We start from the raw sequence: 15,749 nt of genomic DNA on the forward strand, positions 1-15,749 counted from the left end.
TCATGAAAAAAACAAACCAAAATCAAAATATCAAAATTATAATTGTCCTGACAATTTTAATTTGTTCTTGTTTTGCAATTAATTCTTGCCTTGCACTTGTAAATTATTTCTCACGCCAAAGACAAGAAAACATTAAATTAATGAGTAAAAATGATGCCCCTTTATTTGAAGTAAATAGAGTAAGCGGTAATAATGAAGATAAAACCCTTATCCCTTTACCTATGCCTAATTTAAATCCAAATAAATTTCATCACACAGTGACTATCAATCATCAAGCCATTTTGAAAACAAATGGATTTGACATTAGTGTTCCTTTATATCTAAAAATAACTCCAAAATATGACACTCATAACACTTTTTTAAATCCTGAATCACTCTTTAACTTAGAAGTTAAAAATAATAACACACTCTATGATGACACCAATCGCAAACAAATGGTTAACGATAATGATGGCAAATGCAATATCAATATTCAAATTAAATTAGAACAAAACGATTTTGTTCAAGCAACAAATCCACAATTAACCTTAGTTCTTGACTATGAATTAGTGGATAAAAATGGAAACGCACTTAGCGGTAGTGGCACCACTCTAAACACCAAAATTGAAAATTTAGTTTAAATAAAAAAATAAGACTAAGTTAAGAAAACTTAGTCTTATTTTAGAAAGGAAATAAATTATGAAAACCAAAAACCAAACTTCCACCCAACCACTTTTCTTAAAAGCAATGACAATCATCATTTTGTTTCTTTTATTTTGGTTAGCAACTTATGTCTGGATTCATCACCAAACTTTAAGTCAAACCGAAAAAGAAATTATTTCTTTTAAAAATAAATTAGAAGCCACCCAAACTTTAAGTGAAGAACAAAAAAATATATTAAAGCAAGAATTACAACAAGCAGAAACCAAAAAGAAAGAACAAACTGAAGAAATTGATAATAATTCTTCAACAAACCCAAAACAATTAAATTCAGAAGGAGTTGTTTTTCAACCTGCTGACTCTCAAAAATTTATAGGTTTTGACAAATTAATCGGTTTTAAAGAAGAATTACAAGCAGTTCAAGGATTTATTGATTATTTAAAAAACCCTGAAAACTACCAAGGTATTGGCGAAGTTGAATCACCCCTAGGAATTTTAATGTATGGTTGCCCTGGAACAGGTAAAACCACTTTAGCAAGAGCACTTGCCAAAGAAACCAATTTACCATTCTTTGAAGTTAATAGTTCCCTTTTTTCCCAAAAGTATAAAGGGGTAGCGCCACAAATGGTAAAAGATTTATTCACTGATGCAAGAATTGCTGCAGAAGAGTGTAATGGGGCGATCATCTTTTTAGATGAATGTGAAACTATTTTTACTGATTTAAGTATGTTAGAAGCAGATTCAGAAATCGCAAATGTTGTAAACCAATTCAAAATGGAAATGACTTCGATGGATAATAACCCTGAAAAACCAATTTTTGTCATTGGGGCAACAAACCAATACCATCTGATTGATGAAGCGATTAAATCCCGTTTTGCGTACAATATCGAATTAAAACCAGGAAATAAAACTGAACGACAACAAATGCTAGAATTCTTAATTAAGAAAAGAAAAAATCCTTACAGTGAAGAAACAAAACAGTATTTATTTGAAGTTATTAACGAAGCTTTAGAAAACTTACCACAAAATAAACAATTCTTAAAAACTAATCGTACCTTAGAAAACTTATTAAAAACTACTGTTAGTATTTTTGCCAAAAACCGTGGTAAAGGTGAAAACAAAAGAAATGAAATTAACAAAGAAGATTTAAAACAGGCTTATCAATTGATTATTTCACCAGATACCACTTTATTAGACCAAATTGAAAACAATCTAACCCCGAAAGGAGGTGAATAAATATGATATCACCATTAGACGTACTGAAAGGTTTTATTAATTTAAAATCTTATTTAACATGGGTTTTGCTTGCTACTACTGTTTTTGGCCTTTTTTGTTTCATCAAAAACAAATTTTTTCACAATCAAAACACCACAACCCTAAAAAGTTATTTAATTTACTTTTTAATTATTCTTGCCTTATTCAGTTTTCTTTACTTATCTTTCTTTCATAAAACTGAACCATCATCTAAATACACAGGTCAATTAATTGAAAAAATTGATGGAGCAATTAAAAAATACGATGACACAATTAATAACTACAATGGTTTAAAAAAAGATTGGGAAAAAGAATTAGAAAAATGTGAAAAAGAACTCAAAGACCTTTACGAACAAAAAGAAATAATTCAAGAAGCCAAAGATAAAATCAAAGAGGCATTGGATAGAAACGAAGGAAAAATTAAAGAAATAAAAGAAAAATTAAGTAAAAATACCGAAAATATCACTATCTTAAGAGGTAAACTTTTACAATTAGAACAAGCCAAAGAAGCTAAAGAAAAAGAAATTAAACAAAAACAAGAAGAAGAAAAATCAGCATCCCCTGATGACAAAATTAGATTACAAGCTCTAATCTCTAAATTACAAGGCGAACGAAGAGAAATAATGGAACAAATAGCACAAGTTTCAACCCAAATCGGCAAATTAGAAAACAAACAAGAATCTCTAACAGAACAACTAGGTCGTGCCGAAGAATTTAAAAAAGGATTAATCCAATCGCTCGATAAATTATCAGAAAAATTTAAAAAACTATCAACAATTATTACAACCGAAGAACAACGTAAAGCTGAAATTCAAAAAAACATTGATGAAATTAACGAAAAAATGAAACAAATTAAAAAAGAACAAGAATTTTATCAACACCTAAAAGAAAAATATCAAGAAATGTATACCCGCATGCAAACTTATGAAAAAGAAAACGAATTTAGTTTTGGTAACGTAACTAAAGCCGCTTTTAAAGCTTTTGATAAAGTTACTGACTTAATCCCCGCTAAATACGGATTGAAAATATTAGGTAAAACTGCGAGCGTTACTAGAAGATTCGCACAAGGTGCGACTAAAGCTACTTTAGTTCTTCACGAAGGCCATCGTTTATGGCATATGTATAATGAAGTAGTTAATGAAAACAAAGAACATCCACCAATGATTACCAAAGAAGCTTTAGAAATGTATACTCGAGATATTGACCATGATTTAGCCAAACTTGACGCTGACTACAAAGATTACGAAAAGAAAAAAGAGGAATATCAAAAATCTAACAATGAAGTTTCTATTAAAGAGGAGTTAAGGAACTGGGAAGACCAAAATGAAAAACATGGCGAAAAAATCAAACAAGAATGGAAGGACTGGATCAATGAATACGTCAAAATCAATGAAGAATTAAAAGATAACCTAAAAGAAGTTTCAGGAGAAAACGTACAAAAATTAAAACAAGAAGAAGATGAACTCCGCGAACTTCACGAAAATAAAGTTGCCAAAATCGAAAACGCAAAAGAAGAATTAAAACAAAAAAATCCTAGTTATGCTCGCGCCCAAAAACGCTACGAAGAAAAACGTCGTCCTAAAATACCTGAAATGGTTATGATTCCAAATAAATAATTATTTTTTTAAAACATTTAAAAAATAAAGTTGTATAATAGTGATATATTCATATTTCAATATTTGATAATAATCACTATTATCGGAAAGGAAATGAAATTTATGAATAATAATAATTTTTTTAAAAAATGTTTAGTAATTATAATCATTATTATCGCAGTTATTGTTGGTATTGGTATTTATTACAAGACCAATAATTCTTTAAAACAAGAACAACAAGAAGATCCTAATTCAGAATTTTTTAAAAAAAATCCAAGTACAAAAGTTATTAAAGAATTAATTGATTTGAGAGAAAGAGAAAAAAATAAATTAAATGATATTTCTTCTAACCCTTTATGTAGAGAAGATTTAAAAAAAGAAATATTAGAAATTTTAAAAAAAAATAATTGTATCAAAGAAAATGTTATTAATAGTTGTCGAAAAAGTGGTATTTTTAATAGTTTTTCTAAAAAAGACCAAGAAGAATTTGTGGAAAAACAATATATCGAATATTTAAAAAAAGATATAGAAAATTTAACAAATACATATAATAAATTACCTCATAATTTTTTATATAAAAAAATTATTTCACCAACTAATTTTGACAAAATCAAAGCTTATATTCTTTCAGGAACCGATGACAAATCTTTATTACCAAATAATCTTTCCCAAGAAGAAAAATCAAAAATCAATCAACAAAGAGACGAGTTAATTAATAGTTTAAAAAAGATGAAACAAAAATGGAACCCATGGATCGATGAATATCAAGAAGAATGTGATGATTTTGTTCGCAAAATTAAAGAAATTCAAGATAAATTTCCTTCATTAAAGTCTCAACAAACTAATTTACAAAAAAATCACGATGACAAAGTACAAGAAATCAATCAAGTAAAATCACAATTACAAAATAAAAAAACGCAATTACAAACTCAAGGAATATCAATTTATAATAATCCTGAAATTGATAAATTACAAGCACTAATCTCTAAATTACAAGGCGAACGAAGAGAAATAATGGAACAAATAGCACAAGTTTCAACCCAAATCAAAGATTTAGAAGCCGCCCAAAAAAAGTATGAAGATATGTTATCTTGCGCTGTCAAACTAAAAGAGTCATTGGAATGTAATTATGATAAATCTCAAAAAGTTTACCAAAACCAAATAATCACCGACCTTAAATCCCTCTATAACATCACCTCAGACGAGGGATAAAAAAATTAAAGGAGTTATAAATTAATGTTTAAATTAAAAAAACAATTCCACTTATCAAAAATTAGTTTTATTTATTTGTTTAGGAACTATATATAATAAAATAAACTTACCAATAGAACTAAAACTATTTTATTAATTTATCAAATATTAAAATTAAATAAAAACAACAAGAAAGGATTAAAGTATATGAAAAACAGACGTTATCGTTCAGATGCAACACAAGGGCTGAAATTTGGTATAAACAATGTATAGAATAGATCGTAATATTTTTTTAAAAAACCGAAAAAATCAACAATATACACTCCTCAATGTGTTTCAAATTATCTTTATAATATTTTACATAAAACAATTTTGCAAGGTTATATTTTCGACCCTTGCGTAGGGAAAGGTTCATTACTTGAACCATGGAAAAAAAATAATTGGGAAGTTAAAGGTGTTGATATTAAAAACCAAGGATTTCCAAAAACAATTGTTAAAAATTATTTAGAATTATCTTTTCAAGATTTAAATAACACTAAACCTTCTTTAGTAATTTTTAATCCACCTTTTAATATTTCCTTAGAAACAAAAGAATATATCAAAAATAATTACAACGGAAGACCTTTATTACCAGAAGTTTGGTTAAATAAAGCTATTAATTTGTTTGGAAATGATATACCTATCGTTATGTTTACGCTTTATGGATTTAGACTTAACTTAACTATGACCAGTAAACGATGGCAAAAATTAACAAATAAAACCTATCCAGAAATTACTTCCATTATTTCTTTGCCTAAAAATATTTTTGAAAATGTTATTTTTCATGCAGAGATTTTAGTTTTCAATATTAAAAATATCAAACCACATTATTTTTTATTATCATAATAAAAGGAGAATTTTGTATTATTATGGCTAGTTCCGAAAAATTAAGAATAAATAAGAATCAACATAAACCTAAAGAAAAACCAACAAATAAAAAAGAAATAGATAAATTGAAATTACAAATGCAAAAAATTAAATTAGCAGATTACCAAACCCCCACCAAGAAACCCATCGACAAATATAATAACGCTGTTAAAAAAATAACAATTAGGGATTCGCGATTATGTTAAAAAATCTCAAAATTAGGAAGCTCATTATGATGGTGGTGTGTGGTCTTTTAAGTTTTATTACTTTAACCTTCGCCGCGCAAATCTCATACTACCCCGACGGTAAAATTAAGTCCATCAGCGAGTACGATCCCCAAACAGGGAATAGAATCAAGTATACCTTATACAATTCTGACGGTACAATTGACTCCATCTACGAGTTCGACCCCCAAACAGGGAATGGAATCAAGTATACCTTATACAATTCTGACGGTAAAATCTACTTCATCAGCGAGTACGACCCCCAAACAGAGAAGGTAATCAAGCGGACCTCATACAATTCTGACGGTACAATCAACTACATCAACGAGTACGACCCCCAAACAGGGGAGGAAATCAAGCGGACCCCTTGATTCAGAAATACCCCTCTCGCTTTGATTTAAATCCAATTAGGGTAAATAACCCTAGTCTTAATTTATACCCCCCTTAAATTCAATTTCTTGAAAAAGCAGTCCTCAAAAACTTAGGAAAACACTCACTTTTAATTTTTACAATTTTGGCATAAATTTAAACGGATCATTTTTTTAACCTAATTTAGACCCCCTCAAATGAGGGGTCATTTTTTTATTTTTAAGGGAGATTTTTTTGATCGTTTTTTGACAACTTTTTTTCATTTTTTTGTCTCTTCCAGGAAAAATCGCTAGTGTTTATGGTAAGCAATTTGCCATTTAACCCTGTAATTATATAGCATAACCGACCTAAAATCAAAAACTCCGCATTATTGTGTAAAAAAATGAAACCCATGTCGTTTTTATGGTGAGTTTTTCATTTTTTTCGACCTATATATATATTGTACATACTTCTTATTAGGTTAACCCGTGGGTAAACATAAACACCAATTCAAAAAGCCCTCCAAGGCTGTTTTGAATTGGGTTGTGATAGATAATACTTAATTCGGGTTTAACCTAATAAGAAGTATGTATCTTTAATATTATTATTATCTTTAATATTAAAGATAATAATAATATTAAAGATAATAATTAAATATAAAAACCCTTGATAGGTTTTTATATTTAATTATAAATAATAAATTTATTATATTATATCATGACATATAATGTTTAGATAAAATATATTATCTAACCAGGTGCCCGTCAAATTAAAAAATTTAACGGTCAAATTAAAATACCCCCTAAATCCCCAAAGGGGACTTCATAAGAAAGGGGGTAATAGTTAATTGTAATGTACTTCGGCTGACCGCCTAGTTCGCTCTGCTCGTCTTAGAATACTAATCATATTATATAATAATTTAATAAATATATTTTAAAATTAATTTTTAATGCATTTTTTAGTTATAATTATTTTTGTAATGAATAAAAAATATTAAGATAATTGGGGTTAATGATGCAAAAATTAAAGAAAAAATTAAAATTATTACAAAATATGGTTTCTCACATTCAAACTATTAATAAAAAAATAGTTTTTAAACTGGTTAAACAATTTGTCAAAGATCTCAATTTAACTACCATTTTAAAAACAATTCGTATTAATCGAAGTACTTATTATTATTGGCTAAAAATTGAAAAAAAGTTAAAATTAAAAGAAACAAAACATTTTTTGCAACAACAACGTATTCAAACTTTATGTTTACAACATGAATATTTTTACGGTCATCGTAAAATTACTGATTTATACCAAGAAATTTTTAATGAATTTATTACTAAGAAAAAAGTTTATCTTATCATGAAAGAAAATAATATTTGTTGTAAGTTAAGGCCTAAAAAAAATAAATATTATTATAAAAATTTAGAATCTAACCTCAAAGTAGTCCCAAATTTAATTAATCAAAACTTTACTACCTCCCAACCCATGAAAAAACTATTTACCGATATTACTTATTTTCCCACTCCCCAAGGATTTATTTATTTTTCGTGTATTATTGATTCTTTTAATAATCAAATTATTGCCTCCCACACTTCAAACCGACAAAATAAAGAATTAATTTTAAATACAATCAAAAAAATTCCTACTTTAAAAACCCCTTGTATTATTCATTCAGACCAAGGTAAAGTTTATCAATCTCTAAAAGTACAAAAAGTTTTAACTAAAAAAGGGTTTTTAATTAGTATGTCTCGTAAAGCAACCCCACGTGATAACGCTGTCATTGAAAATCTTTTTGGCCAGATGAAAAGTATTTTATCCAACCAACATCCCTTTTTATTCCAAAAAACACCAAGTAAAATCAAAAAAATTATCAACCAATTCCCTTCTTTTTGGAATAATAAATGGTTATTAACTAAATTAAACAATTTATCTCCTTTGCAATACTTTCAAACTTTTAGATAAATATTTAATTATGGATATATAAAATTATAACCTTTGGAAAAAGGTTGTTTTGTTGTACATTTTTTTCTATAAAAATCAAAAATTCCGCATTATTGTGTAAAAAAATGAAACCCATGTCGTTTTTATGGTGAGTTTTTCATTTTTTCGACCTATATATATAGTGTAGGGATAAAAATATTTAAAAAAAATATCTTTTGAAACTAGCAAATTATTAAAAAACATTAGACACTTTTTAAGTGTAATGAAATTACTTTGTTAGTTTGAAAAGATATGAAATTATCTATTTAATTTTAAGTCTTAAAGAGTAATTTTGAAATAAAAAAGTGTCTAAAAAAACGGAACACCTCAAACAGCAATAGATTTAGAAATCAAAAAAATTATTGCAAAATGTTTTATACTAAAGCAAAAGAAATTATTTCACAAAATAAAGACTTATTAGATCAAATTACTAATTTATTATTAGAACAAGAAACAATCACTAAAGAAGAAATAGATAAACTTTTATAATCAAATATACTAAATAAGACTCTCATTTATTGAGAGTCTTATTTTTATTTATTACCTCCAATATTTCAACAAATACATAATAAAAGCAACAAAAAGACACTTTTAATTCCAACATAGTTGTTTTTTTATTAATTTACAAGTATAATAAAGTATAATATTAAAGATGCAGTAAAAAATTATTAAATGTTACAAATCAAAAAACTATTATAAATTAGTGTAACTTTTTACTTTTGAACAATTATTTAACTTTATTTCATAAATAAAATTATTACTCCAATTATAATTGTTATAAAAACAAAATATCAAAATACTTTTTATTAGGGTCTTAACTAAAAATATTAAGTCTTACAACTTTTTTTACTGAAAGTAAAAATGACAGCAAATACACAGTTGATAGTTTTTAAAATGATTCCTTTTTTCAAGATTATTAATTATTTAGCAACTCCAAACAATAACTTGAAATCATAAAAGGTTTAAAAATATCTTATAAAAAGGTTTTAGTGTTTTTGTGCACTTAGCAAACATTTTATATTTATATCTGTATAATTTAATTTTTAAATTAAAAAGAAAGATGAGGAATTTATGAATACTTTATTCGAACAATTACCTATTTTAGAGCAAACTAAAAAAGCTTTAAAAGAACTCAATTTTATTGATGCTACTCCAATTCAGGCCTTAGTAATTCCAGAAATTATAAAAGGACACGACGTAATTGGACAAGCTCAAACAGGAACAGGAAAAACTTTTGCTTTTGGTATTCCCATTATCGAAAAAATTGAACCAAAAATCCAAAAAACTCAAAGTTTAATTTTATGCCCTACTAGAGAATTAACTCTCCAAGTATACGAAGAATTAAAAAAATTACTAAGATTTTATCAAGAAATAAAAATCGCTGTTGTTTATGGTGGTGAATCTTACACCAAACAATTTAGAGCCCTAGAAGCTAAACCTCATTTAATTATTGCTACTCCTGGACGTGCAATTGACCATCTAGAAAGAGGTAAAATCGACCTCTCAGCACTAAAAATTCTAACTCTTGACGAAGCAGATGAAATGTTAAAAATGGGATTCCAAGAAGCCTTAGAAACAATCTTAAAAAAGATTCCAGAAGAAAGACAAACTGTTTTATTCTCAGCAACTCTACCTCCATTTATTAAAAAAATAGCAAGCAAATACCAAAAAGACACTAAAATCCTACAAGTTCCTGTTAAAAACATTGCAGTTAATGCAATCGAACAAAATTACTTTTTAGTAAAAGAAGTTGACAAAGCTAAATTATTAGTACGTTTACTAGACTTAAAAAAAGACTATTCAGCTATCTTATTTGCAAACACTAAAAAAGATGTTGACGAAATTACAGCCTACCTTCAAGACAAAGGCTTTTTAGCTGATGCAGTTCACGGCGATTTAAAACAAAATCAAAGACAATATGTAATGAATAATTTCCGTAAAGGCAAAATCAAAATCTTAATTGCAACTGATGTAGCTGCAAGAGGACTTGACATTTCTGACATCAAAATGGTAATTAACTATGACTTACCACACGAAGACGAAGTTTATGTTCACCGTATCGGAAGAACTGGAAGAGCTGGCAAAAAAGGTTTAGCTTACAGTTTAATTAGCCCAAGAAAAGCAAGCCAACTTAAAAAATTAGAATACTACTTAAAAGAAAAAATTACTTTACTAGATATTCCTTCTGTTCAAAGCATCAAATTACAAAATGCCAAAGATTTAGAAAAAAAGCTATTAAACATCATTGAAAAAAACAACGAAGACGCTACTCCAAATCCATTAGCACAAAAGTTATTAGAAACTTTTTCTTCTGAACAAATTATCCAAGGATTATTGAAAAACTTTTTACCAAAAGAAAGAAATTACACTGACATCCTTCCTCCAAAAATGACTACTAACAATTCTTTTACCAGATCACGTTTTGTTGGCGAATCTAGATTTGGTTCTTATGGTTCTAACAACTCTTACGGCAATAACTCTTACCAAAGAGCAAATAGCAACTTTATAGAAGTAATTATTAATTTAGGCAAAAAAGACAATATTAATCCTCCAATATTATTAAAATTATTAAAAGATCATTTCCAAATTTATGGCAAAAATATTGGCAATATCAAACACTTAACTCACGAAACTATTTTTGAAGTAGCAAGTCGTTTTTGGAATCAAATGAAAAACAAAACTAATATTCGTTTCCAAAACAAAACTTTAATTCTTAACAAAAAAGATTAAAAACTAATAAATTAACAAAATAATAATTTAATAATAACAAAAAAGCTAGCTTCAACAAGCTAGCTTTTTCTTATATTTGCATAATTTAAAATAAAAATAAAAAATCAATTAATTTCAATTAATAATTTAGATTAATTGCTAATATTATATCTTTTTTTAATTTCAGCAACCAAATGATTATAAATTTTAGGATTATTAGTTAAATATTTTTTAACACTTTCTGTTCCTTGACCAATTTTTTCATCTTTAAAACTATACCAAGAACCACTTTTTTGAATCAAATTAAGGTTAGTTGCTAAATCAATTACTTCTATCATTTTAGCAATACCTGAGGTGTTCCAAAACTTTGGACAACTTTTTACTTTTTAAAAATTCTTTAAGACTAACTATTAAGTTAGTCTTTTTTTCTTTTCAAGACTAAAAAAATAATTTCTTATCTTTTCTAAAAATATTTTTAGAAAGGAATAAAATGTTAAGACAAAAATTATTTAAAGATTTTTTAAAAAGTAAAAACAATTTAACAATTCGCGATCAATTAATCGAAATGCATTTACCATTAGTAAAAAAAATAGTTAAACAATTTAAATATTTCCCTAAAGCACTTCAAAGAGAAGATTTATACCAAGAAGGAATTTTAGGTCTAATCAAAGCTTTAAATAATTACCAAGATTTAGGATGTGATTTTATTGTCTATGCTACCCCAACAATTAAAGGTAAAATCACAGAACTTATTAGAGGTCTACAAGCTACTTCTACTTCCATACATGTTTTTCGGAAAGAAAAACAAGTAAGTAATATTCCTTTTGAAGAAACACAACCTCAAACTATTAATATCAACAATCTAACCCCTCATCAAATTTGGTTAACCCAAGTTAATCACGAATTGTTTCCGATTGGTCTAAAAACATTATTAAAAACAAAGATATTTTAGAATATTTTTCTAAAAACACCAAACACATTTGTTAATATGGAACAAACAGTTAATAATCTTTTTCGTTATCGATTCGATCAAAATTTAACAGATATTTCAAGTTTTAAAACAATAAAAGGTTTTAAAGAAGTTTTAGAAAAAGTTATCGCACCTTTAAATAAATATATTGAGTATACATGGCATCAAATCAAAAAATCGCATAATAAAGGTCCTAGATATCATGTAGTCCAACCTAGCACCCTTTCTCGAAAAGGGTTTGCTCGTGCCGTTAACCTTTCTGAAGATGAACCTATTTTTCAAATATCTCTTAATTTGCAAGAACGCGTTTATGGTATAACTGTTGTAAATATTTTGTTATTATCGCCTATGATCCAAACCATAAAGGAAATACAAAGAAAAAATAAATTATTGCATTAATATAAAATTCAAAATACAATTAAATTTTAATAGACTCTCTCTATGAGAGTCTTTTTTTATACCCAAAAATAACCAAATTAAACAAAAAATTAAAAAAGAAAGGAAATAATTTTAAATGAATAAACAAGACTTAAAAAAATTAATAATTATGTTATTAATTATTAATTTCAATTTTGTCCTTTCCATCAATTCTCATTCTTCTTTTTTTCATAATCAAACCAAAAGCAAAATTAAATTAGCAGATTACCAAACCCCCACCAAGAAACCCATCGACAAATATAATAACGCTGTTAAAAAAATAACAATTAGGAATTCGCGATTATGTTAAAAAATCTCAAAATTAGGAAGCTCATTATGATGGTGGTGTGTGGTCTTTTAAGTTTTATTCCTTTAACCTTCGCCGCGCAAATCTCATACTACCCCGACGGTAAAATCAAGTCCATCAGCGAGTACGACCCCCAAACAGGGAATAGAATCAAGTATACCTCATACAATTCTGACGGAACAATTGACTTCATCAACGAGTGCGATCCCCAAACAGGGAATAAAATCAAGGGTACCGCATACAATTCTGACGGTACAATTGACTTCATCAGCGAGTACGATCCCCAAACAGGGAATAGAATCAAGTATACCTTATACAAATCTGACGGTACAATTGACTTCATCAACGAGTACAACTACCAAACAGGGAAGAAAATCAAGGGTACCACATACAACTCAGACGGTACAATCAACTACATCAACGAGTACAACCACCAAACAGGCAACGTAATCAAGCAGAGCAAACAATCTCCAAGTAAAACCCTCGGGCGTTCCTTTTTCCATCGACAAACCAAATCAACTATAAAACTAGCTGATTATAAAACCCTTCAAGAAGAGTGGTTAACCTTCCAACCTAAAATGAAAAGGTATGATATCAGCGTTTTATCCAAAGAAAGTATTCCTGAAATTTTAAAATATGTTGGGATTAAAAGTGATGTTATCGCATATGATAACTTTAACACTCCTTCTTATAATTCTAACAATGATAGTATTTTTTACTGGCATATCAAAGATCCACCAGAAGGACTCATGGGTGTCTATTTTAAACCCCGCTCTAATCCCTTTAATATTAAATATCCTGCTGCAAACAAAAAACACACCTTAGAAGACCTTTTAAAATACGAAATAGCTATTGAAGAAGTTTTTGTTTTTTGGGATGCTCAACAAAAAACTCAGCAAGAAAAGGTCAATGTGGAATTAATCAACATCAATCTCTTTGTTGACCAAAGTAAAGAAGAAGTGATTAATGGTTACTTAATCCAACAGAAAATCATCCAAAAACCCAAACTAATTAAATTAGGTTGTTATAACGCCACTCCTAACACTGGTTTGGTTGTTCCTTTCCCTTTAGGTGGAGATAATCTTTTGGAAGTTGAGGCTATTTATTTCGATGATGGAATTCGCCTCCTCCCCGAACAAAATTACACCATTGAAGATTTGCTGGAATTATCAAATGGTGCTAAAAATGTTTATCTTTTCACTTTTAGCACCCAAAAAAGAATTAAAAGCATCGAATTACCTGATGCTATTGATCCTTACCAAGCCATTCGAACATGGAAAAGAGATAATAATTTATTTGATTATGAAGGTGAATTTATACACCAAACTGGTAGAGTAGAAAACGAATTGTTAATAGCTTCAAATAGAAAAGAGACTATATCGTGTGAACCTCACCAACTTATAAATATTTTTGAAACCGAAAAGGAAAAATTTATTATTTCTTGTAAAGATGTAGAACCAAAATTGCGTATTTTTGATAATTATATTTCTGAATATGTTAATTGGTTAAACCAATGTTACATCAAACCTGGCATTTCTTATTCATCTGGAGAAATAAGAGATAAATTTGGTCGTTCATCAAGGGGCATTTATAATCAAAAAGGGGAAAGTTGTCAATATCATTATGTTCCAGGATTTTTCATAGATGATTGGTACATTAATGGGATTAACTGTGTTGGCTCAAACATTACTTTTTATAATTTTTATGGCACCACTCCGCCACCCAAAAAACCTCAAGAAATAAATATTAATTGATATTAAGACCTTATAATGAAGGTCTTTTTTCATTTTGGGGGTTTTTTGTTAAAATCAAAAAAATATTAAGATAATTGGTGTTAATGATGCAAAAATTAAATTATTTCTAAACTAAACTCCCTCTATGAAATCACCCCAACTGAGGGATAAATAAAAAAGGAGTTATAAGTTAAAATTGAAACAAACTATGATACAACATTTAAGAAGAAAGAAGGGTAAAAAAATGAAAAATATGACTTCTTTTGATGCATTTTTAAGTATCAAAAAAATCAAAGGAATAGATTTTATGTTAAATTATTTCCAAGTCCATAAAGGTACTATCAAACGTTGGGAAAAACAACAATCTATTCCTAAAAATTATGATACAGACTTAAAAAAAATAATTAAACAAATTGAAATTGAATATCCACATATCGATATAGTAAAATTTCAAAATAATATTTTAACAAATAAAACGAATTTTATTGATAAAATTGATTCTTTTTCTCATATTATTTTAGGCGGTGTTTGTGAGTTTTTACCACAACTTCAAAATATTAAATTCAATATTGTTATCGCTGACCCACCTTATAATATTGGTAAAAATTTTGGTAATAACCGCGATTTGTTAGAAATAGATGGGTATTTAAAATGGTCTTTGGACTGGATTCAACAATGCCTTAAATTATTGACTCCAGATGGTATTTTTTATATGTATGGTTATCCCGAAATTTTAGCTCGGGTTGCGGCTCAATTTCCTTACGAAAAACAAAGAATTTTAGCTTGGCATTATACTAATAAAAACATGCCTTCTTGTAATTTTTGGCAACGTTCTTATGAATCAATTTTATGTCTTTGGAATAACAAAAAACCTGAAATTAATATCGATCAAATTAGAGAACCTTATACCTCCAATTTTTTGAAGTGTGATGGAAAAAAAAGAATTGGTACTTTAGGACGTTTTGGTAATTCTGAAACTTTGTATCGCGTAAACGAAAAAGGAGCTCTCCCACGTGATATCATTAAAGTTCCCGCTTTAGCAGGTGGTGCAGGATTAAAAGAACGGTTCTTTTTATGTAAAACTTGTGATTGTAAAATTTTTAGTTCTAAAGAACTAAAAAATCATCAAAAACCTCATCAAACTATTATTCATCCTACTCAAAAACCCCAAATGTTAACTACTAATTTAATTGATTCAGTGATTATGAAAAATCAAAAAGGTAATGTTTTAATTCCTTTTGCTGGTTCAGGTTCAGAATGTTTAGTTGCTAAAAAGAAAAATCTAAATTATATTGGGATTGAAATAAACCCTGATTATGTGATGTTAATTAAGGAAGTATTAAAAAGTGTATAAATTAAACCGCAACTTTGGATGTTAATAATATATTTTATTAAAGAGTTAATCAAAATTTTCATGTTATTGTTATGATTTGAGGTATAATTAGGATAGTTTATATAACTAATTTCAATTTAAGTAGGGTA

At 27.7% G+C, this 15,749-nt stretch carries 14 protein-coding genes and 1 pseudogene; 14 read left to right on the forward strand and 1 reads right to left on the reverse strand.

Annotated features, from left to right (window positions below; all coding sequences use genetic code 11):
* Window positions 1–2: 2 nt before the first annotated feature.
* The 9 genes from JAHGCCOI_RS00575 to JAHGCCOI_RS00615 all read left to right on the forward strand — a co-directional run bounded on the left by JAHGCCOI_RS00575 (window position 3) and on the right by JAHGCCOI_RS00615 (window position 10,861).
* Window positions 3–620, forward strand: coding sequence for a hypothetical protein (locus tag JAHGCCOI_RS00575; RefSeq protein WP_479491968.1), 618 nt, complete (start codon window positions 3–5; stop codon window positions 618–620).
* Window positions 621–678: 58 nt separating this feature from the next.
* On the forward strand, window positions 679–1,875 hold the full coding sequence (locus JAHGCCOI_RS00580; protein WP_479492115.1) for an AAA family ATPase: 1,197 nt from the start codon (window positions 679–681) through the stop codon (window positions 1,873–1,875).
* 2 nt (window positions 1,876–1,877) lie between these two features.
* Window positions 1,878–3,509: a DNA double-strand break repair protein Rad50 gene (locus tag JAHGCCOI_RS00585; protein ID WP_479492116.1), complete on the forward strand. Its 1,632-nt coding sequence runs from the start codon at window positions 1,878–1,880 to the stop codon at window positions 3,507–3,509.
* Between the two features lie 102 nt (window positions 3,510–3,611).
* A complete protein-coding gene (locus JAHGCCOI_RS00590; RefSeq protein WP_479492117.1) occupies window positions 3,612–4,700 on the forward strand; it encodes a hypothetical protein in 1,089 nt (362 codons plus the stop codon).
* Between the two features lie 351 nt (window positions 4,701–5,051).
* Window positions 5,052–5,564 carry an N-6 DNA methylase gene (locus JAHGCCOI_RS00595; protein ID WP_479492118.1) on the forward strand — a complete coding sequence of 171 codons (513 nt, stop codon included), beginning with the start codon at window positions 5,052–5,054 and terminating at the stop codon, window positions 5,562–5,564.
* A gap of 23 nt (window positions 5,565–5,587) precedes the next feature.
* A complete protein-coding gene (locus JAHGCCOI_RS00600; RefSeq protein WP_479492119.1) occupies window positions 5,588–5,791 on the forward strand; it encodes a hypothetical protein in 204 nt (67 codons plus the stop codon).
* On the forward strand, window positions 5,785–6,180 hold the full coding sequence (locus JAHGCCOI_RS00605) for a DUF2963 domain-containing protein (RefSeq protein ID WP_479492120.1): 396 nt from the start codon (window positions 5,785–5,787) through the stop codon (window positions 6,178–6,180). The genes JAHGCCOI_RS00600 and JAHGCCOI_RS00605 overlap by 7 nt, the downstream gene beginning before the upstream one ends.
* Window positions 6,181–7,171: 991 nt before the next feature.
* Window positions 7,172–8,113: an IS3 family transposase gene (locus JAHGCCOI_RS00610; protein WP_479492250.1), complete on the forward strand. Its 942-nt coding sequence runs from the start codon at window positions 7,172–7,174 to the stop codon at window positions 8,111–8,113.
* A gap of 1,089 nt (window positions 8,114–9,202) precedes the next feature.
* Window positions 9,203–10,861, forward strand: coding sequence for a DEAD/DEAH box helicase (locus JAHGCCOI_RS00615; protein WP_479492121.1), 1,659 nt, complete (start codon window positions 9,203–9,205; stop codon window positions 10,859–10,861).
* Window positions 10,862–10,992: 131 nt separating this feature from the next.
* Here JAHGCCOI_RS00615 and JAHGCCOI_RS00620 read toward each other — a convergent pair whose 3' ends face one another.
* Entirely contained in the window at window positions 10,993–11,178 is a 186-nt protein-coding gene (locus JAHGCCOI_RS00620) for a hypothetical protein (protein ID WP_334199042.1), read from the reverse strand.
* 152 nt (window positions 11,179–11,330) lie between these two features.
* Between JAHGCCOI_RS00620 and JAHGCCOI_RS00625 the strand changes: the two are divergent.
* The 5 genes and pseudogenes from JAHGCCOI_RS00625 to JAHGCCOI_RS00645 all read left to right on the forward strand — a co-directional run.
* Window positions 11,331–11,789, forward strand: a pseudogene (locus tag JAHGCCOI_RS00625) (sigma-70 family RNA polymerase sigma factor); the annotation flags it as partial.
* Window positions 11,790–11,828: 39 nt separating this feature from the next.
* Window positions 11,829–12,209 (forward strand): hypothetical protein, encoded by a 381-nt coding sequence (locus tag JAHGCCOI_RS00630; RefSeq protein WP_479492122.1) that lies wholly within the window; start codon window positions 11,829–11,831, stop codon window positions 12,207–12,209.
* Window positions 12,210–12,324: 115 nt separating this feature from the next.
* Window positions 12,325–12,537, forward strand: a complete 213-nt coding sequence (locus JAHGCCOI_RS00635) for a hypothetical protein (protein ID WP_227807313.1) — start codon at window positions 12,325–12,327, stop codon at window positions 12,535–12,537.
* Window positions 12,531–14,288 (forward strand): DUF2963 domain-containing protein, encoded by a 1,758-nt coding sequence (locus JAHGCCOI_RS00640; RefSeq protein WP_479492123.1) that lies wholly within the window; start codon window positions 12,531–12,533, stop codon window positions 14,286–14,288. The genes JAHGCCOI_RS00635 and JAHGCCOI_RS00640 overlap by 7 nt, the downstream gene beginning before the upstream one ends.
* A 175-nt stretch (window positions 14,289–14,463) precedes the next feature.
* Window positions 14,464–15,621, forward strand: coding sequence for a DNA-methyltransferase (locus JAHGCCOI_RS00645; protein ID WP_479492124.1), 1,158 nt, complete (start codon window positions 14,464–14,466; stop codon window positions 15,619–15,621).
* Window positions 15,622–15,749: the final 128 nt, after the last annotated feature.

This window comes from Mulberry dwarf phytoplasma, from assembly GCF_056504655.1.